Annotated in this window: 19 protein-coding genes; 9 read left to right on the top strand and 10 right to left on the bottom strand. The window is 67.5% G+C overall.

Annotated features, from left to right (window positions below; genetic code table 11):
* Both glnA and IPG50_20300 read right to left on the bottom strand, forming a co-directional pair.
* The gene (glnA, locus tag IPG50_20305) at positions 1-1,416 is read right to left on the bottom strand and encodes a type I glutamate--ammonia ligase (protein MBK6694527.1); all 1,416 of its coding nucleotides are present in this window, start codon (positions 1,414-1,416) and stop codon (positions 1-3) included.
* A 65-nt stretch (positions 1,417-1,481) separates the two neighbouring features.
* Complete coding sequence (locus IPG50_20300) at positions 1,482-1,820, bottom strand: P-II family nitrogen regulator (GenBank protein MBK6694526.1); 339 nt, start codon at positions 1,818-1,820, stop codon at positions 1,482-1,484.
* A 120-nt stretch (positions 1,821-1,940) separates the two neighbouring features.
* On the opposite strand from IPG50_20300, the gene IPG50_20295 reads away from it, so the two are divergent.
* The 3 genes from IPG50_20295 to IPG50_20285 all read left to right on the top strand — a co-directional run bounded on the left by IPG50_20295 (position 1,941) and on the right by IPG50_20285 (position 6,146).
* Positions 1,941-3,092, top strand: coding sequence for a pyridoxal-phosphate dependent enzyme (locus IPG50_20295; protein ID MBK6694525.1), 1,152 nt, complete (start codon positions 1,941-1,943; stop codon positions 3,090-3,092).
* Positions 2,983-4,749 (top strand): DUF4091 domain-containing protein, encoded by a 1,767-nt coding sequence (locus IPG50_20290; GenBank protein MBK6694524.1) that lies wholly within the window; start codon positions 2,983-2,985, stop codon positions 4,747-4,749. The genes IPG50_20295 and IPG50_20290 overlap by 110 nt, the downstream gene beginning before the upstream one ends.
* A 131-nt stretch (positions 4,750-4,880) precedes the next feature.
* Complete coding sequence (locus IPG50_20285) at positions 4,881-6,146, top strand: hypothetical protein (protein MBK6694523.1); 1,266 nt, start codon at positions 4,881-4,883, stop codon at positions 6,144-6,146.
* 24 nt (positions 6,147-6,170) lie between these two features.
* Here the strand turns inward: IPG50_20285 and murE are convergent, their stop codons facing one another.
* From murE to IPG50_20270, 3 genes are all read right to left on the bottom strand, one after another.
* Positions 6,171-7,382, bottom strand: coding sequence for a UDP-N-acetylmuramyl-tripeptide synthetase (murE, locus tag IPG50_20280; GenBank protein ID MBK6694522.1), 1,212 nt, complete (start codon positions 7,380-7,382; stop codon positions 6,171-6,173).
* 40 nt (positions 7,383-7,422) lie between these two features.
* Positions 7,423-8,289, bottom strand: a complete 867-nt coding sequence (locus IPG50_20275) for a TPM domain-containing protein (GenBank protein MBK6694521.1) — start codon at positions 8,287-8,289, stop codon at positions 7,423-7,425.
* A 94-nt stretch (positions 8,290-8,383) separates the two neighbouring features.
* On the bottom strand, positions 8,384-9,004 hold the full coding sequence (locus tag IPG50_20270; GenBank protein MBK6694520.1) for a LemA family protein: 621 nt from the start codon (positions 9,002-9,004) through the stop codon (positions 8,384-8,386).
* A gap of 466 nt (positions 9,005-9,470) precedes the next feature.
* Here IPG50_20270 and IPG50_20265 point away from each other — a divergent pair, with 466 nt between their 5' ends.
* Together IPG50_20265 and IPG50_20260 are read left to right on the top strand one after the other, a co-directional pair.
* Positions 9,471-9,737 (top strand): hypothetical protein, encoded by a 267-nt coding sequence (locus tag IPG50_20265; GenBank protein ID MBK6694519.1) that lies wholly within the window; start codon positions 9,471-9,473, stop codon positions 9,735-9,737.
* 76 nt (positions 9,738-9,813) lie between these two features.
* Complete coding sequence (locus tag IPG50_20260) at positions 9,814-11,049, top strand: hypothetical protein (protein ID MBK6694518.1); 1,236 nt, start codon at positions 9,814-9,816, stop codon at positions 11,047-11,049.
* Positions 11,050-11,064: 15 nt separating this feature from the next.
* Here IPG50_20260 and IPG50_20255 read toward each other — a convergent pair whose 3' ends face one another.
* The gene (locus IPG50_20255; protein MBK6694517.1) at positions 11,065-11,634 is read right to left on the bottom strand and encodes a hypothetical protein; all 570 of its coding nucleotides are present in this window, start codon (positions 11,632-11,634) and stop codon (positions 11,065-11,067) included.
* Between the two features lie 299 nt (positions 11,635-11,933).
* Here IPG50_20255 and IPG50_20250 point away from each other — a divergent pair, with 299 nt between their 5' ends.
* Positions 11,934-12,815, top strand: coding sequence for a hypothetical protein (locus IPG50_20250; protein ID MBK6694516.1), 882 nt, complete (start codon positions 11,934-11,936; stop codon positions 12,813-12,815).
* Positions 12,816-12,851: 36 nt separating this feature from the next.
* Here IPG50_20250 and acs read toward each other — a convergent pair whose 3' ends face one another.
* Entirely contained in the window at positions 12,852-14,825 is a 1,974-nt protein-coding gene (gene acs, locus IPG50_20245) for an acetate--CoA ligase (protein MBK6694515.1), read from the bottom strand.
* Positions 14,826-15,010: 185 nt separating this feature from the next.
* Between acs and IPG50_20240 the strand changes: the two genes are divergently transcribed.
* The gene (locus IPG50_20240; protein ID MBK6694514.1) at positions 15,011-15,778 is read left to right on the top strand and encodes a hypothetical protein; all 768 of its coding nucleotides are present in this window, start codon (positions 15,011-15,013) and stop codon (positions 15,776-15,778) included.
* A 123-nt stretch (positions 15,779-15,901) separates the two neighbouring features.
* Positions 15,902-16,453: a hypothetical protein gene (locus tag IPG50_20235; GenBank protein MBK6694513.1), complete on the top strand. Its 552-nt coding sequence runs from the start codon at positions 15,902-15,904 to the stop codon at positions 16,451-16,453.
* Positions 16,454-16,481: 28 nt separating this feature from the next.
* On the opposite strand, the gene IPG50_20230 is transcribed toward IPG50_20235, so the two are convergent.
* The gene (locus IPG50_20230; protein ID MBK6694512.1) at positions 16,482-16,721 is read right to left on the bottom strand and encodes a hypothetical protein; all 240 of its coding nucleotides are present in this window, start codon (positions 16,719-16,721) and stop codon (positions 16,482-16,484) included.
* 121 nt (positions 16,722-16,842) lie between these two features.
* On the opposite strand from IPG50_20230, the gene IPG50_20225 reads away from it, so the two are divergent.
* Positions 16,843-17,556 carry a DNA methylase gene (locus IPG50_20225; protein MBK6694511.1) on the top strand — a complete coding sequence of 238 codons (714 nt, stop codon included), beginning with the start codon at positions 16,843-16,845 and terminating at the stop codon, positions 17,554-17,556.
* Positions 17,557-17,575: 19 nt separating this feature from the next.
* Here IPG50_20225 and IPG50_20220 read toward each other — a convergent pair whose 3' ends face one another.
* Both IPG50_20220 and IPG50_20215 read right to left on the bottom strand, forming a co-directional pair.
* The gene (locus IPG50_20220) at positions 17,576-18,880 is read right to left on the bottom strand and encodes a lipase family protein (protein ID MBK6694510.1); all 1,305 of its coding nucleotides are present in this window, start codon (positions 18,878-18,880) and stop codon (positions 17,576-17,578) included.
* Between the two features lie 265 nt (positions 18,881-19,145).
* Positions 19,146-20,972: a phosphoenolpyruvate carboxykinase (GTP) gene (locus IPG50_20215; protein MBK6694509.1), complete on the bottom strand. Its 1,827-nt coding sequence runs from the start codon at positions 20,970-20,972 to the stop codon at positions 19,146-19,148.
* Positions 20,973-20,977: the final 5 nt, after the last annotated feature.

Below are 20,977 nucleotides of genomic sequence, written 5' to 3'. Positions count from 1 at the left end.
TCAGATGTCGTAGTAGAGGAAGAACTCGTGCGGCGTGGGCCGCATGCGGATCGGGTTCAGCTCCTTGGTCCGCTTGTAGTCGAGCCACTCGTGAACGGCGTCGCGCGTGAAGACGTCGCCGCGGAGCAAGAACTCGTGATCGCGCTCGAGGGCGCCGAGCGCGTCTTCGAGACCGCCGGGCATCTGCGGGATGTCTTTGAGCTCTTCGGGGCTGAGCGCGTAGATGTCCTTGTCCATGGGCTCGCCGGGGTGAATCTTGTTCTGCACGCCGTCCAAGCCGGCCATGAGCATGGCGCTGAAGGCGAGGTACGGGTTGCAGCTCGGATCGGGGAAGCGAACCTCGATGCGGCGCGCCTTCGGTGACGGCCCGCTGATTGGGATGCGGATCGACGCCGAACGGTTGCGGCTCGAGTACGCGAGGTTGACCGGCGCTTCGAAGCCCGGCACCAAGCGTCGGTAAGAGTTCGTCGTCGGGTTGGTGAGCGCGGCGATGGTCTTCGCGTGCTTCAAGACGCCGCCGATGTAGTGGAGCGCCGTGTCGCTGAGGCCCGCGTAGCCGTCGCCGCCGAAGAGCGGCTTGCCCTCGAACCACAGCGACTGGTGCGTGTGCATGCCCGAGCCGTTGTCGCCGAAGAGCGGCTTCGGCATGAACGTGGCGCTCTTGCCGTTGCGCCGCGCGACGTTCTTGACGACGTACTTGAACCACATGAGCTGGTCGGCGCACTCGAGCAGCGGCGCGAAGCGAACGCCGAGCTCGCACTGGCCGCCGGAGGCGACCTCGTGGTGACCGACCTCGACCTCCACGCCCGTCTCCATGAGCGTCGTCATCATCTCGGCGCGCAAGTCGCCGAGCGTGTCGGTGGGCGACACGGGGAAGTAGCCTTCCTTGTGACGAACCTTGTAACCGAGGTTCGGGTACTCCTCGCGGCCGCTGTTCCAGGCGCCCTCGGCGCTGTCTAGGAAGTAGAAGCCGCAGTTGGGCTGCGACTGATCGAAGCGCACGTCGTCGAAGACGAAGAACTCCGCCTCGGGGCCCATGAAGCAGGTGTCGGCGATGCCCGTCTGGCGCATGTACGCGACGGCCTTCTTGGCGATGTGCCGCGGATCGCGCGAGTAGGGCTGCTTGGTGATCGGATCGAAGACCGAACAGACGAGGTGCAGCGTCGGGTACTTGTGGAACGGATCGATCTTCGCCGTCGACGGATCGGGGATGATCAACATGTCCGACGCGTTGATCGGCTGCCAGCCACGGATCGACGAGCCGTCGAAGCCGATGCCGTCCTCGAAGAGCGCTTCGTCGAGGCGCGAGACGGGGATCGTCGTGTGTTGCCACACACCCGGGAAGTCGATGAACTTCAGGTCGACGAATTGGACGTTGTTCTTCTTCGCGAGCTCGATGACTTCCTTGACCTTCATGGCTTCCTCTCCGTCCTTCCGCGGGGCGCCATGTTCGGAGGCGCCCCCAAAAACGTGAAACTCTCTCAGATGGCGTCTCGTCCGCGTTCGCCGGTGCGAATGCGCACCGCCTCTTCGATCGACGAAACGAAAATTTTCCCGTCGCCGATGCGGCCCGTCTTGGCCGACTTTTCGATGGCGTCGAGCACGTCCTGCACGAGCTCGTCGGGCACGACGACCTCGACCTTCACCTTGGGAACGAAGTCGACGACGTAGGCGGAGCCGCGGTAGACCTCCTTTTTGCCTCCCGTGCGCCCAAATCCCTTAACTTCGGTGACGGTCATGCCCTGCACGCCAACTTCGGCGAGGGCGTCTTTGACCTCATCGAGCTTGAAGGGCTTGATGACTGCTTCGACCTTCTTCATGGCTGCTCTCTCGGATCTCTCGAAGTCTTCCCGGGCCGGCGCCGGAGCGGGCGCTTGCGCGCCGCGGCCGAACGCGACGCCAGGCGTAGCAAGGCTCACGTTTCAGGAAGGTTTCGTCCGATGACTTCCTGGCCCATCGGCTCGTACCCGACGCCCGTGGAGCGCGTGCTGGTTGGTTCGGGGGCCGGTTCGGGGGCGAATGCCCTGTGGATAAAGCGCGACGACGTGACCCACGCCGACTACGGCGGCAACAAGGTGCGGAAGCTCGAGCACGTCCTTCAAGAGGCCGCCCAGAAGGGGCATCGCAAGCTCCTGACGGTCGGCGCGGCGGGGAGCCACCACGTGCTCGCGACGGCGCTCTTTGGCCAACGCGCGGGCTTCGAGGTCCATGCGGTGCTCGTGCCCCAGCCGAAGACGCCCGCCGGCCCGACGAACCTTCGCGCGGCGTTGGCGCAGGGCCTTCGGCCTCACGTCGCGTCGAATTGGGTGACCGCGGGCGCGAAGCTTGCGGCGCTTCGCGATGACGCGACGACCTTCGTGGCGGTAGGCGGCTCCGACATTCCCGGGACCCGCGGCTACGTCGACGCGGCGCACGAGCTTGCGCGCCAAGTCGAAGCCGGCGAGCTGCCGGAGCCGTCGCGCATCTTCGTGACCTTGGGCTCCGGCGGTACGGCCGTCGGTCTCGCGCTTGGTCTCGCCCAAACCAAGCTCAAGACCCGCGTCGTTGGCGTGTGCATCGCCGACCCCGCCGCGGTGATCCGCAAGTATGCGCGTTGGCTTCTCGGGCGCGTCGCCGCGCTGATCGCACCCGACGCGCGCGGGCGCGCCTCACGAAGGCGGCGCTCGAGCGCCTCACCTTTTCGAGGGACTTCCTCGGCAAAGGCTACGGGCACGCGACAGACGCCGGCGCGGCCGCGACGCGCGCCGCGCGCAGCGTCGGCATCACGCTCGATCCCACGTACACGGCGAAATGTTTCGCCGCGGTGCTGTCAGCCCTCGAAGGCACGGAGCCGACGGCCTCTACGCCCGTCTCGGGAGTCTCGGGAGACTCGGGAGACGGGGAGCCGCTCCTTTACTGGCACACGCTCTCGAGCGCACCGCTCGAGCCGCTGCTCGTGGGCGCGCCGCCGGAGCTTCCGCCCGAGCTCGAAAGGCTCTTTCGATGAAGCGTCTCCCGCTGTTTTTGACGTGCGCGCTCGTGCTGCTCCCGCTCGTGGCGGAAGGCGCGCCGCGCGTGACGGTCTTCGACGACGGCGTGAAGCTCCGCGGTGAGCGTGAGCGGCCGCTGCCCAAGTCGCCCTGGTCCGACGGCCCCATCGAGCAGTTTGCGCTCCGCGGCGAGACCCTGGGCCTCGAACTCGTCGTCGACGCCGACGAGGCGCTCTCGGGGCTGCACGTCGAGATCGTGTTTCCGAAGGCGCCGACCGTTGAGGCCGCGTCGTTCTCGCAACGCTTCGTTCACGTGAAGAGGCCGAGCGGCAACGACCGCGAGCCGGGCTCCCTCGCGTTCACCAAAGAGGCCGCCCCGCTGGCCGATGCGTTCGTCGGGCTTTTGGCCGACGCCCTCGTGCCGAGCCCGCTCGACTTGGAGCGTGGCGCGCGCGGAGCGCTGTGGGTTGACCTTCACGTCCCCGAGTCCACCGCCGCCGGCGCCTACGACGGAGAGCTCCTCGTCTCCTCCACGACAGGCATCGTGGCGCGACGCGCGCTGCGCCTCGAGGTCGGCGCGTCGGCGTTGCCGTACATGGCGGCGAAGGTCTCGCTCTTCTACGATCCGTCGACGCTCGACAAGCGCATGGGGAGTCGCGCCGCCGAGCCCTCGCTGCGTCGCCTCTTTCACGAGCACCACCTGAGCGCCTTCGCGGAGCGCCGCACGCCCGACGCCATCGACCTCGATCTCGAGGCCTTGCGCGGCGATCTCTATCGACCTCCCGCGTACCGCGGGCCCGGCGTTGGCGTCGGCGAAGGCGTCTTCGCCATCGGTGCCTACGGCTCCCTCGGTGAGCCAACGCCGCCGGGCCTCAAGATCGTGGAGCAGTTCGTCGAACGCATCGAGAAGGCCGGCGCGCTGCCCTCGACCACCGTGTTCCTCTACGCCGTCGACGAGGACTGCAAAAGTCCGCGCGCAAGCCGGTGGCGTGCGCTCCTCGAAGGCTCACCCGCCAGGCGACACGTGAAGGTGGGCGCGACGTGTCACGAATCGCCGCTTCGCCAAGCGGCCGAGCTGACGATGCTGCCGGCCACGTCGTACGACGCCTTCGCCGCCGACGCGGCGCGCGCGCAGGGAAAGCTCGTGTGGGCCTACAACGGCCTCCGCCCTCACGCGGGGCCGCTCATGCTCGACGTGCCGGCGACGGATCTTCGCGCCAACGCGTGGATCAGCGAACGCTACCGCGTCGAGCGATGGTTCTATTGGGAGTCGACCTACGTGCTCGATCAGAACCGAGGCGGGCAGGGGGGCGCCGTCGGCTGGGATCCGTACGTCGTCGCCGAGACGTTTCACAACGCCGACGGCGACTACGCCATGGGCGACGGCAACCTCGTCTACCCCGGCAAGCAGCTCCACGGCATGACGAGCTTCAACGAAGACGCCTTCTACCCCTCGGTGCGCCTCAAGAACCTCCGCCGCGGCGTCCTCGATGCAGGATACATTCAGCTCGCCAAGGAGCGGGATCCGCTCCGCGCCGACGCGCTCGTGCGCCGGATGATCCCCGGTGCGCTTCGCGAGGTGCAGCGCGTACCGGCGGCCTGGTCGAGCGACGCCGACGACTGGCGCAAGGCGCGGCGAGAGCTCTTCGAGATCATCCGGGGCCCAAAAGCTGCGCCGCCCAACGAGCGCTTCGGTCCGAGTCCCCTCGGTTGGGCCGCCGCCATCGCGACGTTCGTGGGCCTCGCTGGCGTTGGCCTTCGGGGCCGGAAGCGCTCCTGATCGGCCCTGCTCTTACGCCTCATGCGCCGGACAAGGATGGACCAGGAGGGATCCACTTGGCGCTGCCGACAGGCGCCCACACTAGGTTTTCAGGCGCCGGCGCACGGCATGGCCCCTGCAGACGTGGGCGCATGCTCCGCAAAGCGCTCCTTGGAATCGTCCCCGCTCTTGTCGCGTTTGGCTGTTCGGCCGCGCCATCCAACGATGAAGGGACCGACGCGTTTGGTGAGCTGACGAGCGACGAGGCGACCTTCCTCGACTTTCAGTTCGAGGGCGAGGTCATCGCGCCGAGCACCGTCGTCGCGCGGCAGGCGATCATCACGCAGCTCTATTACACCGAAGGCCGCCTCACCCACTTGGGCGGCAACTCGCGCCCCGGGTACGTGAAGCTCAAGGGCGTGAAGAGCGAGCCCGCCGGCGAGGGTCTGCAGAAGATCAAGTACAAGGCCGAGCTCCCGGTCCTGTGGCCCGCACGGACGCGCCAGCCCACGGAGTATCGCGTGGCCTACCCGCGGCAGGTCGATCAGGCGTCGCTCGACGCGTTCAACGCCAAATACGACGGACGCTGCGGCAAGAACGAATACGGCCAAGCCACCTTCTGGCACGACTTCGACCCCGGCGTGGAAGGCTGCACGCTCGACGCGGATGTTGTCGCCGTCCGCGCGCGCGTCGTCCCGAGCGCCGGCGTGTCCTCCGAGATCAAGTACCCCCAATACAACAAGCTCTACGAAGACGACCTCTTGAAGGTCGTGACCGTGGTTGGCCTCGACGGTTGGACCGACAGTCCGGGTGACGTGGGCGTTCACGTCTTCGAGCGCTTCATCAGCGACGTGAAGGGGCTCATCACCGACGAGCGCGAGGTGTCTCGCGGGGTCAACGACTTCGTCCTGCGTGACGTCACCGTGACCGGCAAAGTGAGCGGCAAGAACTACGAGCACACGTTCTTGCTCGTGAGCCAGATGGAGCACGCCAACGAGTCGTTCTACCGCCGCTTCGACGAGGTGACGGCGAAGGCCGACATCGTCACGTACGACGGCCACTCGGGCCTCGGCAAGAACATCAAGGCCGTGACCTCGCGCGGCGCCGTGGAGCGCGGCCAGTACCAGATCTGGTTCTTGGACGGCTGCAACAGCCTCGGCTACGTCGACGCGTCGTTCACCGAGCGCCGCCGCACCGCCAACGGTCGCACCGATCCGAAGGGCACCAAGTTCCTCGACCTCATCGGCAACGCGCTGCCGTCGCAGTGGCCTTGGGACGAGTCCACGAGCTTCAAGCTCGTCCGTGCACTCTCGAACCCCGATGCGCCGAAGACCTACGACCAGATCTTGGACGAGTTCCCCTCGAACCAAGTGGCCGCGGTCATCGGCGACGAGGACAACACGTACAACCCTCGCTGACGCCTCGCTGGGCCGAGCGCAGCGTCACCGTTCGCGAAGCAGCTCGCGCGCGACCTCGACGTCGGAGAACGAGACCTTCTCGGTGCCAATGAGCTGCTCGGTCTCGTGGCCGCGACCCAAGATCAGAATCGCGTCGTTGGGTGCCGCGTTCGCGAGCGCTTTGGCGATGGCGCGCCGCCGGTCGAGCTCTACCTCGACCTTGGCGCCGCCGACGATGCCGCGCTTGATGGCGGCGGCGATGTCTTGTGCTCGCTCGGTGCGCGGGTTGTCGGACGTCAGGATGATGCGGTCGGCCTTCGAGGCCGCGGCGCCCATGGGGCCGCGCTTGCCTTTGTCACGGTTGCCGCCGGCGCCGAAGACGACCGTGAGCTTGCCTTCGCCCTTGGGGCAAAGCTCTCGCGCCGTCGCCACCGTCCGGAAGATCGCGTCGGGCGTGTGCGCGAAGTCGACGACGACGTAGGGCGCACGCGCGATGACCTCGAAGCGCCCCGGAGGCGCCGGTGTCTTGGCGATGGCCTCCGCAGCCACGTCCGGCGGGACGCCGGCGAGCGTGGCGGCGAGCTGCGCGGCCAAGAGATTCTCCACGAAGATGCTGCCGATGCCTTGGGTCCGGAGCACGGCCGGCGAAAGGCTCGCGTCGCCTTCACACTCGACCGTGGTGCCGTCCCACGAGGTCGTGATGGTCTTCGCCGTGAGCTCCGCCGGGAACGTCGGCTCGCCGCGCGCAGCGACGGCGTAGGCTACGACCCGACCGGCCTTGGGCGAGACGATCTCCTTGAGGAGCGCGCACGCCGGGTCGGAAGCGTTCAAGACGATGGAACCGCCGTCGGTGACGTGCATGAAGAGCTGCGCCTTGCTCGCGAGGTAGTGCTCCGGCGTGCCATGCGAGTCGAGGTGATCGTGCGAGAGGTTCGTGAAGGCGGCGACGTCCGCCGGCCAAGCCTTCGCGAAGCCTAGGGCCAACGCTTCGCTGGTGTATTCGACGGCGGCGAAGCGGCCCCCGCGCTCGAGGCACCGCGCCATGTGCGCGATGAAGCCGTCGTAGTCCTTCGACAGATCGGCGAGCAGCTCGTCATCGAGGAACGCGCCGACCGTGGTGGTGCGTGCCACGGGCTTGTGCACCGCTCCGAGCGCGGCCGCGATCCACGTGGTCGTCGACGTCTTGCCGTTGATGCCCGTCACGCCGACGATGACCAATTGCTTCTTCCAGCTGGGGGGCGACGGAATCTGGGCCACGGCGACGAGCCTCCGTCCGCGATTCTACCGCTTGCCGGTCTCAGTAGTCGTCGCTGGAGCCGCCGCCGCCGAAATCGCCGCCGCCGGAGTAATCGCCCGACGAGCCGCCGCCAAAGGGGCCACCGCCGTCGTCGCCGCCGCCCCCTCCACCGCCGCCTCCTCCGCCTCCGAAGCCGCCTCCGCCGAAGAAGATGATGGGACCACCCCCACCGCCGTAGCCCCCGCTGTCGCGACCGTCGTGGCCGCGCCTCGGACCGCGCAGGCGGCCGATGAGGCTGATGAACCCAAAGAACAAGAGGAAGACGACACCGATGACGATGATGGGCGCGACGCCGAAGCTCGGACCTCCGCCCCGCACCCCCTTCTTGCTCTTGACGGGGGCGGCGGCCGGATCTTTCGCGAGCGCGGCGTAGATGCCGTCGACGCCTGCGTCGACGGCCTCGCGGAAGCGGTCTTCTTTGAGGAGCGGGCCGACGCGGTCGTGGAGGATGACGTTTGTTTGAAGATCCGTCAGCGCGCCGCCGACGCCCTTGCCCGTTTCGATGCGGATCTTTCGCTCCGCGGGGGCGATGAGGAGCAAGACGCCGTTGTCTTGGTCTTTCCCATCTTTGTCCTTGGAGCCGAGGCGCCAGGCGCGCGCGGTTTGGTACGCCACGTCCTCGACGGGATCACCCTCGAGCGACGCAGGGAGGTAGACCGCCACCACGAAGCCCGTGGCGCGACGATGCTTCTCGATCTTTGCCGACAGGTACGAGCGCTCACCGGCCGTCAGCTTGCCCGCGGCGTCGACGACGTTGCTCGTCATGGGCGGCGCCGTGTGACCCGCGCGCGCCACGAGCGGCGCGAAGAGAACCACGAGCGCTGCCGCAATCGCGAGCAGCCACGGCCTGAACGAGATCATCTTCATCGGGCTCCGATTCGAACGACGGTTCGCGGAGTGCCACACGACGCGACGGGCGCGCGCGCGTCTGCGCGCGCCTCGGGCGACGGGCAGCGCCGTCTCAGAAGGCAACTTTGGGAGCCGCCTCGGAGCCGGCCGTAGCCTGGAAGTACTCGCGCTTCTTGAAGGGCTTGCCCGTCGCCTTGTTGACGACGCTGCCGCTGATCTTGCCAAGCTCCGCGTTGTAGAGCTTGACCGCCTCGTTGAACTGTTCGCGGCTGCGAAGGAGTCGGTTCTCGGTGCCTTCGAGCTGCACCTGCAGATCGCGGAAGCCCTGATTGGCCTTCAGGTCCGGGTATTTCTCTTGGACCATCATGAGGCGAGAGAGCGAGCCCTTGAGCTCGTCTTGCGCCTTCTGGAAGGCCTTCATCTTCTCCGGATCGGAGAGGTCTTCGCTCGTGAGCTTGATGCTTGTGGCGTTGGCCCGCGCGTCGCTCACGCTCTTCAGCGTTTGCTCCTCGTGCGTGGCGGAGCCTTTGACGGTCGCCACCAAGTTTGGAACGAGGTCCGATCGCCGTTGGTATTGAGCCTGGAGGTCGGCCCACTTTTGGTCCACCGTCGCGTCGCGTTCGACGAGCTCGTCGTACTTCTGGCAACCGACGAGCGTGCTCGCCGGTACCGAGAGCGTGAAGAGCGCCGCGAGGAAGGTGAAGGCCCGGAACTTGCGGAGGAGGTCGATCATGGTCGTGCGCGAGAACGTAAGCGCGACCCCCGGGGTGTGCAATGGCTCCGCTAGCGATCGTGGCCGAAGCGGCGGGGGCGTCGTCTGGTGACGACATGGCGGGAATGAACCGGCGGAGCGGCGGGTCTCCATGACAGACCCGGCGGCGAGAACGCCCCGCGTCGCCCCAACAAGGAGGTCATCACCCAGCACCGTGACGCGCGACTGAGCCCGAGCGATCCTCCCCCGACGCTGGCTCAGCCGTTACCGAATGTCAGCCCCGCGGTCGTTCCTCCCCATGATCGCTGGCGACGATGTTCGGACGCCCCTCCCACGCGCGCTCCCGGGCGCGTGCGAGGGGCGCTTTTCTTTTGTCTCGTAAGTGTCGGAAAATACTTGGCGAGCGGGCGCCATGCGGGTCCAAAATCGTTGCGCCCTTGCACCTGGATCACCGAGTGCCATACCCCCGCTCGTTCGCGGAGGGTGCATGACTCGAGCGTGGTGCGTACTCGGAGCGTTGGCGGTGACGGTGCTCGGCGCGTTTGGGCCCATTGCGTTTGGCGCCTCGAGCGACGATCCGCAGGGCCTGGCTCCCATCAGCGATGAGTGGCGCGTCCGCGAAGGTGTGTGTGCGGCCTTCGGCAACGAAGCCTTCCTGTGTCCGGCCCTCAAGACGGGCAACCGAAGCGTCGAGCTGAAGCGTCGTCTCGCCGCACGCGTCTCCGTCTCCGCCGCGAACGCGCGCGCGCTCTAAGACTCGCTCTCCGAGCGTGGACGACGACGCGCCTTGCCGTGTCATTGCGCGTCCGCGCCTCTATGATTGGACGTCCGTGCAGCGCATCGCGTCTCGCTTGGTCGCCTTCGCCGCCGCGCTCCTTGGGTCGAGCTGCGGCAGCGACGTCATCGTGGGCATCAACCCTGTCGGCGATGCGGCATCGCCGGGAGCGGACGCGGGGGCCGAGGATGCGGCCGCTCTCAGCGACGCCAGCGCCGACGGCGCGTCCGGCGACGGCGCGGAGCCGTTGGTTGAGACCGGCGCGCTTGCCGCCGCTTCCCAAGGCGCGAATGGCTGGCTCGTTGCGGGGCACGCCGGCGGGCCGACGGGGAACGAGGCGAGCAGCGACGCCTGGTGGAGGTTCGTTGCAGCCGACGGAGCGGGACTCGCGGAGCAGCGCGTCGACGTCGCCGGCGGCAGCGATCGCATCACGGCGTCGCTCGCGTACCCAGACGGCGGTTACGTCGTGGCGGGCACGGCGACGAGCGGCGCGTCGACGCCGAGCATCGCCTGGTTGCGGCGGCTGCGCCCCGACGGCAGCGAGCTCTGGACGAGGACCTTCGACGACGGCGCAAACCCCATGACGGCCGAGGCGCTAGCACTCGGCACCACGGGCTCGATCATCGTCGCGGGAAACGAAGGAACGCCCATCGACGGTTGGGTCGCGCGGTTGCAAGCCGATGGCACCCTGTCCTTTCGGCTCGACTTGCGCGGCAGCGGCGGGAAGGGCACGCGCGTCTTCGCCGTGGGCGTAAGCCAACTCGACCACGTCTTCGCCGGTGGTCAGCGGACAGTCATCACCGACGCTGGCGTCGTGGACGTGCCCACGATCCTGCAAGTGGGGCCGCTCGGCGATCTCTTCAACTCGTCGACGTCGCGCTTCGCAGCGGGGACGACAGGGACTGTGCGCGGGGTGATGCTGGTCGCGCCCGACACGTTCGTCCTCTGCGCCGACACGAGCCTCGGTCCCGCTCTTGCCCGCATCGACGGACTCTTCACGAAGAGTGAGGTCTACACCTATGCGACGCCTGTCGTGACGCGCCTCGCAAGCTGCGCCTTCGCCACCGATGGCTCGGTGCTCCTCGGCGGCACCGCAGGAGCCGCGACGGGAGCCGCGCCTTGGATCGCGAAACATGATCTCGCTTCGTTTGCGCCGCGTTGGACGCGCAGCCCCGCGGTCGCGCGGCCGACCTCGGGCCTCGCTGTCGCCGCGGGAGCTGGCGGCGTTGGGCTCCTGGCAGGCCGAAGCGAAGGACCGAGCGCCACGTGGTGGAGCGTCGAAGCGCCGTGAAGCGTGAGCCCGTCGCTACGCGGCGAAGGCCGCCGCGAGTTGCGCGTCGATGGCGACGTCGGTCGTGGCCTTCGCGATGGCGAGCTCCGTGACGAGCATCGTTCGCGCCTGCGCGTGAAGCTTGCGCTCGCCGAAGCTCAGCGGCTTCGTCGCCGCAGCGCGGACCATCTCTCGGAGCACCTCGGCGACGGCCTGCCGCTCGCCGCTGCGAAGCATGTCGCCGTAGGCGCGCATGCGCTTCTGAAACGGGCGCGAGTCCCGTTCGAAGGGAGGCTCTTTGATGAAGGCCATCAGGGCGTCGGCCTCCGCGGCGCTCATGATCGGTCGAAGGCGCAAGGCCTCCGGTTTGGCGGCTCCCGCTTCGGGGACGGGAAGGAGCACCCTGCCGGCGGACGCCACGAGCTTCAGCTCGCAGAAGTGACGCGCTTTGCCGTCGACCTCTCTCTCCACGATACCGACGATCTCCACCACGCCGTGTTGCGGGTGCACGGCCCGCGCGCCCGGCGTGAGGAGCTCGCGCTTGCCCGGAGACTTGTTCTTCTTGGCGCTCGTTGGCGCGGCCTTGATACGTGAAGCGGAAGTCATGTCGGTGAAGCGTCCGGGGATGCCGCCCTATTCCCACGTCGCGCGCTGCTGTTGCACCTGACGCGATCGGTCGGCTGCGGGAATGTTCCGGCGTCGACGGACACGAGCTCAAACCCGCGTAAGACAAGCGAAGCGAGGTGTACGCACCGGGCACCTCAGTGAGTCATGGTGCTTCCTATCGACGCGGCCTTGTCGAGTCGCGGTTGCCCAGCCGCGCTCGGCTCGTACGTTCACGGCCGGTTCGACAAACGCCGGTTCGACAAACCCGGGGGCTTATCGGGGGAGCAGGAGCACACAGCATGACGAATCAAGATGCGATTGAAGATGCGCTGTCGGGGGTTCGCAAAGTGCCCGGCGTAGAGGCGTGCCTCGTGGTGTCTCGAGCGGAAGCGACGGTGCGAACTGAAGGGGGCCAGGCCGTCGATCCCGAGGTCCTGGCGTCCGCCGCGACCTTCGCCCGCATTCTTCTCTCAGGCACCGCGGAGCGGCTCGGCGAGTTTGTCGGCACGCATCGCTTCGCCGCGCGCCGCATCGAAGACGTCGTGGTGTGCGTCATCGCCACGGCCGAGACCGACGAGAACACGCTTCACCGGAAGCTCAACGTGATGGCCATCGACGTTCAAGTGCGTCGCTCGAAGGAGGGGCCCGAGCCCATCGTCGCGCAACTCCGCGACGCCTACTGGTCCACAGCGGGCGGGCTCTCGGCGATCGTGTTCGACCGTGCGATGGCCGACCTAGGGCAGTCGCGGCGCCTCGGCGACCTCGTGGAAGTGCGACGCGTGGTCGTGGAGCTGGCGTCGAGCGTGACACCGCCGGCGGCTCGCCTCGCGCTTCTTCGTCGCATCGACCAGCTCCTCAATGAGGCAACGTCGGCGAAGACGCCATCGACAACGATGCGCGCCGTCGGTCCCGCCCGCCGCTTCGCCACGCCGCCCACGAAGGGACGCAAGACGACCGTGCCGCAGATGGCCGCCATCGCGAGCGTCGCGCGGGAGACCATCGGCGCCTTCGGCGATCTCGTGGTGCGTCGTGCGCTCGAGACGATCCAGAAAGACGACACGACGCCCGTCGACGCGGAAGCGTTGCTGGAGGCCGTGGCCGCGCAGCTCCCCGAGCATAAGCGCGCCCAGTTTCTCGTCGAAGGCCGGGCGGCGCTTGAAGGCGGCGAGGCGCCCCGCTGAGCGCCTCGCTTGGGGATCGCGCCCCGGCCCGCTAGATCACTCCTCGTCGGTGCGCAGCTTGGCGAGGACGCCCAAGTCTTCGAGCGTCGAGGTGTCGCCCTGGGTGACGGTGCCAGCGGCGACGTCCTTGAGCAGGCGTCGCATGATCTTGCCGCTGCGCGTCTTCGGCAGCGAGTCGGTGAAGCGAATCTGATCGGGGCGCGCGAACTTCCCGATCTCCTTTTCGATGTGCTCCATCAGCTTGGCCTTGGCCGCGTCGCCGACGGGCTGACCCTGCTTGAGCGTCACGAAGACGACGAGCGCTTGGCCCTTGAGGTCGTCGGGCTTGCCGACGGCGGCGGCCTCGGCGACCGACGGGTGACTCACGAGGGCGCTCTCGATCTCCGCGGTGCCGATGCGGTGTCCCGCCACGTTGAGCACGTCGTCGATGCGGCCGACGACCCAGTGGTAGCCGTCTTCGTCTTTGCGCGCGCCGTCACCCGTGAAGTAGACGCCCTTGACCTGGTTCCAATAGGTCTCGAAATAGCGGTCGTCGTCGCCGAAGATCGTGCGCGCCATCGACGGCCAGGGCCTCTTCAGCGTGAGCTTCCCGCCCACGTTGGCGCCGCACGGTTCGCCCTTGTCGTTGACGATCTCGGCCTCCACGCCGAACATCGGCAGCCCCGTCGAGCCGGGCTTCGAGTAGCTCGCGCCCGGCAGCGTCGTCATCATGATGGCGCCCGTCTCCGTCTGCCACCAGGTGTCGACCACGGGACAGCGGCCTCCGCCGATCACGCGGTGATACCAGACCCAGGCCTCCGGGTTGATGGGCTCGCCGACGCTGCCCAAGAGGCGAAGGCTCGACATGTCGTATTTGTTGGGCCAGTCGTCGCCCCAACGAATGAAGGCGCGGATGGCCGTCGGCGCTGTGTAGAGGATCGACACGCCGTGTCGCTCGATGATGTGCCAAAAGCGGCCCGGATCCGGGAAGTTCGGCGCGCCTTCGTACATGAGGCACGACGCGCCAACGGAGAGCGGCCCGTAGACCATGTAGCTATGGCCCGTCACCCAGCCGACGTCGGCGGTGCACCAGTAGAGATCGCTGGGCTTCATGTCGAAGACGTATTTCGTCGTGACGTGGATGCCCGCGAGGTAGCCCGCCGTGGTGTGGAGCAAGCCCTTGGGCTTTCCCGTGGAGCCGGACGTGTAGAGGATGAAGAGCGGGTGCTCGGCGTCGAAGGCCGGCGGGTGCTTGGCCATCTGCATGAGGTCGGCGCTGACGTCGCGGGCGCGGAGGTCGTCCCACCAGATGTCGCGGCCTTCCTTCATGACCACCGGCGCCTTCTCAGGACCGATGCGGCGGCAAACGACGACCTTCTCGATGGTTGGCGATTGGGCCACCGCGTCGTCGGCCATCTTCTTCAGCGGAACGACGTTGCCTCGGCGCCACGCGCCGTCTTGCGTGAGCAGCACCTTCGCTTTGCAGTCGTTGATGCGATCGCGCAGGGCCTCCGCCGAGAACCCGCCGAAGACGACCGAGTGGGTCGCGCCGAGCCGCGCGCAGGCGAGCATCGCGATCGCCGCCTCGGGCACCATGCCCATGTAGATGGCGACGCGATCGCCTGGCTCCACGCCGAGCGAGGCCAGCGCCGCCGTCATTTTCACGACCTCGCGGTGGAGCTCGAAATACGTGAGCGTGCGCGTGTCGCCGGGTTCGCCTTCCCACACGAGCGCTGCGCGCGTGCGCGCCTCTGTCTGAAGGTGCCGGTCGAGGCAGCTCTCCGTCAGGTTGAGCTTGGCGCCCACGAAGAACTTCGCCTTCGGCAAGGTCCACTCGCAGAAGCTCGTCCACGGCTGCCGGAACACGAGGTCCTGCGTCTCGGCCTTCCAGAACTCGGCCGGCTCGGCGAGCGACTTCTTGTACATCGCCTCGTATTCGGCGTGCGAGCGGACGCGCGCCTTGTCGACGAACGTGTCGCTGGGGGCAAACCGTCGATCTTCCTTCAGACGTGACTCGATGCCGTCGGACATGGTGCGCTCCGCTTGCGAGAAAAGAGGCCGATGCTCCCGGGGAGTCCCCGAGGACGCGGCGAACGTACTCGCCTCGCTGGCCCATGAAAAGACGCCCGGCGCTCCTTTTCGGAAGGACTCACGGACGTCGGCTTCGCGCTGGTTCCGCGCTGGCTCCGCGCGTCGCGCCGTGGTTCATTCGCCCCATGAGTCGGCCCTTTCTGCTCTCGTTCGCGGTTCTCTCGATGGCTTGCGGTGGAAAGGCCCCGCCGGCGCCCGACGCGCCACCGGCCGCGGCGCCTGCCTCGGGAGGTGAAGGCGCCGCAGCAGGGCCAGCGTCAGGCCCGGCGTCAGGAGCGGCCTCGAGTGCCGAGCCCGCGAAGGCGTCGATGCCCACGGACTGCGCTTCCAAAGACGGAGACATTTGCCTGCCCGATGCGGCCTTCGTGAAGCGCCTCTGCAACGGCTCCTTCCCCGACGCGGCGCTTCGCTTCTTCCAGGGCAACGCGCCGTGGACGCGCGCCTACATGACGCGTGACGTTGATGGCTGGAACGCCGAGGGGGGCGCCGCCGCGCGCGCCCGCCTCGCGACCGCCGAAGAGGTCGTCCTCCTTCGTCGCAGGAGTCCGCCACCCGGCGGCATGCAAGTGGGGAGCGGCGCCGGCTTCCTCGTGCTGCGCGTCGACGGCTCTTGTTACACGTTCGACGACCTCGAGGTCACTCGCAAGAAGCCGAGTTCGCCGCGCAGCGGACCCGTCGTCTTCCGCTACCTCGACGAGGGCACGCAAAGCGCACTCTTGAAGAATGCACGCATCGAGGCCGCGTATCAGCGGCGGCGAAAGGAGTGCAAGGGCGCCACGAGCGGCTCTGTCACGAAGGCGTGCGAGTCGGCGGATGTGGACCTCGCAAGGGCCGTGCCGGAGGAGCTTCGCAAGGGCGGGCTCGAACTGCCGACGCCCGCGCGAATCCCGTAAAATCGACGGCCTTCGCCCGCGGAAAACACCTCGAGAAACCAAGGGCTTTTTCGCCTGTGGGTACGAGATATTGAACACCCCACCTTGCGGGCGGCCCCCAGAAGCCTCAGCCTGAACGGACCGATGACGACGCTACGCGGGAACGGTTGGCTGAGCGAAGCGCCCATCAACCTCGTCCCGCGTGAATGGCTCAAGATTCGCGGCCGCGCCGAGCTAGCCAAGTGCCTCTTCCTGCCAGCGTCGCCCTTCGCAAGGAAGGCGTCCCGTAGCACGCAGCCGCTCGACGCCGACACGCTCGTCGACGTGCACGTCGGCGATGAGGCTCGCGCCGATTGGCGGCGTGGCGAGCGGCGACCCACGCCCGTTCGGTCCACGGCAGAGCGCGAATACGTTCGCCGCGTCGCTCCGCTGCGCCACGCTCGCGTCTTTCAGATGCCTCTTCCTCTGGCGGAGGCCGATGCGCGCCGCGCCGCCGACGTCATGCCACGGCTCCCCGTCGCCGAGCCCTGGAGCTCGCCGTGGTTCTTGGGCTTGCTGCTCGTGCTCGCTCCGCCGATCGGTGTTGCCGCGCTGTGGACGTCCCCGCGCTACGACCGCGATGCGCGCTGGGCGCTGACGATCACGAGCTGCGTCTTCATGGCCTTCGCGGCCGTTGTCGCGTTGACGCTTCGATAGCGTCGTGAGTTCGGGGAACGGTCGCGGGCTACCGCTCCGAGCCGACGCGGAGATCGCGGAAGAGCCGCAGGCCGTCGCGGAGCGCCCAGCTACCGGACACGACGAAGATGACCGCCGCCGCGAGCGGCAGCAGCGACCGATCTCCCCGCGACATCGCCATGGCCGTCATGACGACGGCGCCGACGAGGCTCAGCGCTCCCGTGAGCGTGCGCTTGTAAGCGACGGCTTTTACGAAGCCACGATCGACGGGCCGGTTCATCGACTGCATCGGCGGACCATAGTGCGAATGGCGCCACGGCGCGACGGCCGAAATCGCTCCTCGGACGGCCAACGGCGAGGTTTTCGCCTTCGCAGTTGGCTCCTCGGGGCTTCCCGAGCACAATCCGCCCGTGGCGCTCTCCAAGCCGAAGCTCGTTCCGCAAATCAGCACCCTCTGGGACTACCCGTCGCAACACTACGGGGACGGTGCGCAGGGCAGTCAGGCGTTCCGTGGCGCCACGCCCTCCTACGTCATTTGGAACGTGGTGCATCGCTTCACGGCGGAAGGCGCCAAGGTGCTCGACCCGTTCTGCGGCAGCGGAACCACCCTCGACGTCTGCCGTGACCTCGGTCGACAGGGCCTTGGCTTTGACCTCGCGCCAACACGCCCCGACATCAAACAGGCAGACGCCCGCAGCCTGCCGCTGAAGAGCGGCAGCGTCGAGCTCGTCTTCATGGACCCGCCCTACGCCGACAACCTCGACTACTCCGACGACGCCCGTTGCATCGGCAAGCTCAAAGCCGACGGCCGCTACCAGCGCGCCATGCGCCTCGTCCTCACGGAGTGCGCCCGCGTGCTCAAGGACGAAGCCATGCTGGCCATCTACGTGTGCGACGTGTTCAAGAAGGACAAGGGCTTCTTCCCCTTGGGCTTTGAGCTCTTCGAGATGGCGAAGGCCGACTTCATCCCGCACGACGTCGTCTGCGTGACGCGCCACAACAAGACGCTCGAGATGGGGAACTACCGGCGCGCGGCCGACGAGGGAAACTTCTTCTTGCGCGGCTTCAACTACCTCCTTCTCTTTCGCAAGCGCTCGGCGAAAGAGAAGAAGGACCAGGCATAATGCGTCGCCGCGTGCGAGGTCAGCGCGAGTCGGTGTGGTGCATGGAGGCGAGCTGCGCCCGCAGTCGCTCGAGCGAAGCCTTGAGCTCTTTGCGGAGATCTTCGGTCTTCGGATCTTTGGGGGAGAGGCCCAGGAGCGCGATCTGAGCGGTGATCTTGAGCTTCTCCTTGTAGAGGGCCATCGAATGTTCGGTCCGCCACGGCGGCTTTCCGGCGGCGATGCCGCTCAAGAACTCCGACATCGTGAGGTCGCACTGGACGATGTCCTTGAGGTTCTTGCCCTCGATGGCGACGTCACTGCCGCTGCAGCTGCTCGGCGCGTCGACAGGCGCCACTAGTTCGCCGTCCTTGCCGAGGTAGATCGCAAAGGCGCGCTCGTCGCCGCCGACGCCGATGTGGCGATAGGGCGGCAGCACGATCTGAGGAATCGGCACGTGCCGCGGCAGCATCGAGACCTGATCCTTCTCGTTGACGAAGCGGAAGACGCGCGTGCCGGTCTGCTTCGCGCGGGAAGCGAGCGTGGTCGCGAACTCCTCGTCGCCGATGCGCGGCGAGCCGAAGGCGTAGAGCGCGGTCACCGGGATGTACTTCTCCTCGCAGGTGCCCGCCAGGTCGAGCTGGTTGAAGACCCCGCCGATGCAGCTGTCGAAGAGCAGGTGGTGCATGGCGATCTGCCCCACGGCGCCGCCGAGGCTGTGCCCGATGACATAGAGCGGAAGCTTCGATCGGCCCGCGTCGCCGTGCTCCTTGGCGAGCCGGTCGCGGATTTGCGACCACACAGACTTCACCCCGAGGAAGTACCCCGAGTGGGCCTTGCCAAGGCCGGCGCGGTTGTTCGAGACCACGCCGCCTGGGTTGACGCCGTTGACCTGCGCGTTGGTTAGCGCGTCTTGTAGGACGCCGTCTTCGCTGCCGCGGAAGACGAGGAAGCCGGCGCTAGCCGTCTTCACGTACATGCCGTTGGTGCCGTTGATGATGGGATGCGTTCGCGGATCGAGGCCGCTCTTCTTGGCCTCGAAGATGAGGACGTCCTTCTCGCGGACGTCGCCGACGCCGAGCTGCTTCAGCACCGCGGCCATCTCGGCGGGAGACTTCTCGAGGTAGACGGCCTTCGCCAAGACGGCGGCGCCGTAGGCGTTTCGAGCGTCGACGCCCTGCTGCTCTTCGGGCGAGTTCACGCGGAACTGGAAGCGGTCGCCCTGGAGCTCCGCCGGAAGCGACAGGGCGCCTTCCTCGGTCTCTTCGGTGGCGGGCTCGGAGGAGCAGCCGGCGCCGGCCAAGGCCAGCGTCACTGCGGCGGCGAGTGCGGATGCGGAGGATCTCATGGCAGGTGGTGTAGCAACCTACATGCCGGCCCTCCCGTGCCGAAATGAGCGGTTTTTGCGCCGCTCAGATGGACACGCCCCGATCCGGATGGCGCTTCGCGCGACCGGGAACGACCAAACGATCGCCAACGCATGTGCGGAGGATGTCCGTCAAATACCTCCGCGCTCGGGTCGCCCTCGTAGGCCACACACCCGCGTGACGGCACGGCCGGACCGCCACAGCGGGCTCCTGCCCGAGCGGTCCCGTCAGCGGCGGAGGGTGCGACTACTCGGCGGGGGTGGCCGGTCGCATCGTGAGCGGGCTCGTCCAGTGACGACGCTTCATGGCCTCGATGCGTGACAGGAAGAGCTTGCGCTGAAGCTCAAGCGGCTCGGGGAGTTGGGCTCCGAGCGACTGGAAGAACTCGCCGTCGGCCTCGAGCTCCGCTTTCCACTCGTCGAGGTCGATGGCCGTCGCCGCGTTGACTTGCTCCGCCGAGATGTTGAGGCCCGAGAGGTCGAGGTCGCCCGCCTTGGGGACCCAACCGAAGGGCGTCTCTTGGCCGCCGACGCGGAGCCGCGCACGGTCGACGATCCACTTGAGGGCGCGCATGTTCTCGCCGAAGCCTGGCCAGAGGAACTTGCCGTCTTTGCCCTGGCGGAACCAGTTCACCATGAAGATCTTCGGCGGGTTCTGGATCTCCGCCTGCATCTCGAGCCAGTGCTGGAAGTACTCGGCCATATTGTAGCCGCAGAAGGGCAACATCGCGAACGGGTCGCGGCGCACGACGCCGACCTTCCCCGTGGCGGCGGCCGTCGTTTCGGAGCCGAGCGTGGCGCCGAAGAAGACGCCGTGGGCCCAGTTGAACGACTGGATGACGAGCGGGATCGTCGTGGCGCGCCGGCCGCCGAAGATGATCGCGCTGATGGGGACGCCTTCGGGATCTTCCGCGAAGCGGGAGAGCGCCGGGTTGTTCGTCATCGGCGCCGTGAAGCGCGAGTTCGGGTGCGCGGCCTTCTCCGTTGACCCCTTCTTCCAGGGGCGGCCCTGCCAGTCGGTCAGCTCTTCGGGAACCTCGCCGTCTTTGCCTTCCCACCAGACGTCGCCGTCGGCGGTCTTCGCGACGTTCGTGAAGAGCGTGTCCTTCGCGACGGTGAGCATCGCGTTGGGGTTCGACTTCATGCTCGTGCCGGGCGCGACGCCGAAGTAGCCGAACTCGGGGTTCACGGCGCGGAGGCGACCATCAGCGCCGACCTTCATCCACGCGATGTCGTCACCAACGGTCCAGATCTTCCAGCCGCGGAAGCGCTCCGGCGGGATCATCATCGCGAAGTTGGTCTTGCCGCACGCGCTGGGGAACGCCGCAGCCACGTACGTCATCTCGCCCTCGGGGCTCTCCACGCCGAGGATCAACATGTGCTCGGCGAGCCAACCCTCGTTGCGGCCGAGGAAGCTCCCGATGCGGAGCGCGAGGCACTTCTTGCCGAGGAGGACGTTGCCGCCGTATCCCGAGCCGACAGACCAGATGGTGTTGTCGTGGGGGAAGTGGCAGATGAAGCGGCGGTCCGGGTTGCAGTCGAGCACCGAGTGGAGGCCCCGGTTGAACTCATCGCCCTGGCCGAGCTGCTTGAGCGCGATCTTCCCCATGCGCGTCATGATCCGCATGTTGAGGGCGACGTAGACGCTGTCGGTGAGCTCGATGCCGACCTTCGCGAGCGGCGAGCCGGGCGGGCCCATGATGTACGGCACGACGTACATCGTGCGGCCCTTCATGGAGCCCTCGAAGAGCGGCAGGACCTTCGCTTCGGCGTCGGCCGGCGACATCCAGTTGTTGGTGGGGCCCGCGTCTTCCTTCTTCGGCGTGCAGATGAAGGTGAGCTGCTCGACGCGCGCCACGTCGTTCGGGTTGGAGCGGTGGAGGTAGCAGCCGGGGAGCTTCGTCTGGTTGAGGGGCTCGAGGATCCCTTGCGCGACGGCCAGCTCGGTGAGCCGAGCTTTCTCCTCCTCCGACCCGTCGCAAAAGACGACTTGGTCGGGCTTGCAGAGGAGGGCCATTTCTTTGACCCAGTTGAGGAGGTGCGCGTTGTCCGTGAGGGGGGTCTTGAGTTCCATGTGGC

It is taken from the genome of Myxococcales bacterium (genome assembly GCA_016703425.1).
GTDB lineage: Bacteria > Myxococcota_A > Polyangia > Polyangiales > Polyangiaceae > JADJCA01.
Note: the sequence above shows the minus strand (reverse complement) of the source record. Positions and strands in the feature narration are given on the sequence as shown.

Coding starts and splice junctions, on each gene's coding strand:
- IPG50_20285 (MBK6694523.1), top strand. CDS start 4,881: ATGCTCCGCAAAGCGCTCCTTGGAATCGTCCCCGCTCTTGTCGCGTTT.
- IPG50_20240 (MBK6694514.1), top strand. CDS start 15,011: ATGAGTCGGCCCTTTCTGCTCTCGTTCGCGGTTCTCTCGATGGCTTGC.
- IPG50_20220 (MBK6694510.1), bottom strand. CDS start 18,880: ATGAGATCCTCCGCATCCGCACTCGCCGCCGCAGTGACGCTGGCCTTG.
- IPG50_20270 (MBK6694520.1), bottom strand. CDS start 9,004: ATGATCGACCTCCTCCGCAAGTTCCGGGCCTTCACCTTCCTCGCGGCG.
- IPG50_20265 (MBK6694519.1), top strand. CDS start 9,471: ATGACTCGAGCGTGGTGCGTACTCGGAGCGTTGGCGGTGACGGTGCTC.
- IPG50_20275 (MBK6694521.1), bottom strand. CDS start 8,289: ATGAAGATGATCTCGTTCAGGCCGTGGCTGCTCGCGATTGCGGCAGCG.
- IPG50_20250 (MBK6694516.1), top strand. CDS start 11,934: ATGACGAATCAAGATGCGATTGAAGATGCGCTGTCGGGGGTTCGCAAA.
- acs (MBK6694515.1), bottom strand. CDS start 14,825: ATGTCCGACGGCATCGAGTCACGTCTGAAGGAAGATCGACGGTTTGCC.
- IPG50_20295 (MBK6694525.1), top strand. CDS start 1,941: ATGACTTCCTGGCCCATCGGCTCGTACCCGACGCCCGTGGAGCGCGTG.
- IPG50_20300 (MBK6694526.1), bottom strand. CDS start 1,820: ATGAAGAAGGTCGAAGCAGTCATCAAGCCCTTCAAGCTCGATGAGGTC.
- glnA (MBK6694527.1), bottom strand. CDS start 1,416: ATGAAGGTCAAGGAAGTCATCGAGCTCGCGAAGAAGAACAACGTCCAA.
- IPG50_20230 (MBK6694512.1), bottom strand. CDS start 16,721: ATGCAGTCGATGAACCGGCCCGTCGATCGTGGCTTCGTAAAAGCCGTC.
- IPG50_20235 (MBK6694513.1), top strand. CDS start 15,902: ATGACGACGCTACGCGGGAACGGTTGGCTGAGCGAAGCGCCCATCAAC.
- IPG50_20215 (MBK6694509.1), bottom strand. CDS start 20,972: ATGGAACTCAAGACCCCCCTCACGGACAACGCGCACCTCCTCAACTGG.
- IPG50_20255 (MBK6694517.1), bottom strand. CDS start 11,634: ATGACTTCCGCTTCACGTATCAAGGCCGCGCCAACGAGCGCCAAGAAG.
- IPG50_20290 (MBK6694524.1), top strand. CDS start 2,983: ATGAAGCGTCTCCCGCTGTTTTTGACGTGCGCGCTCGTGCTGCTCCCG.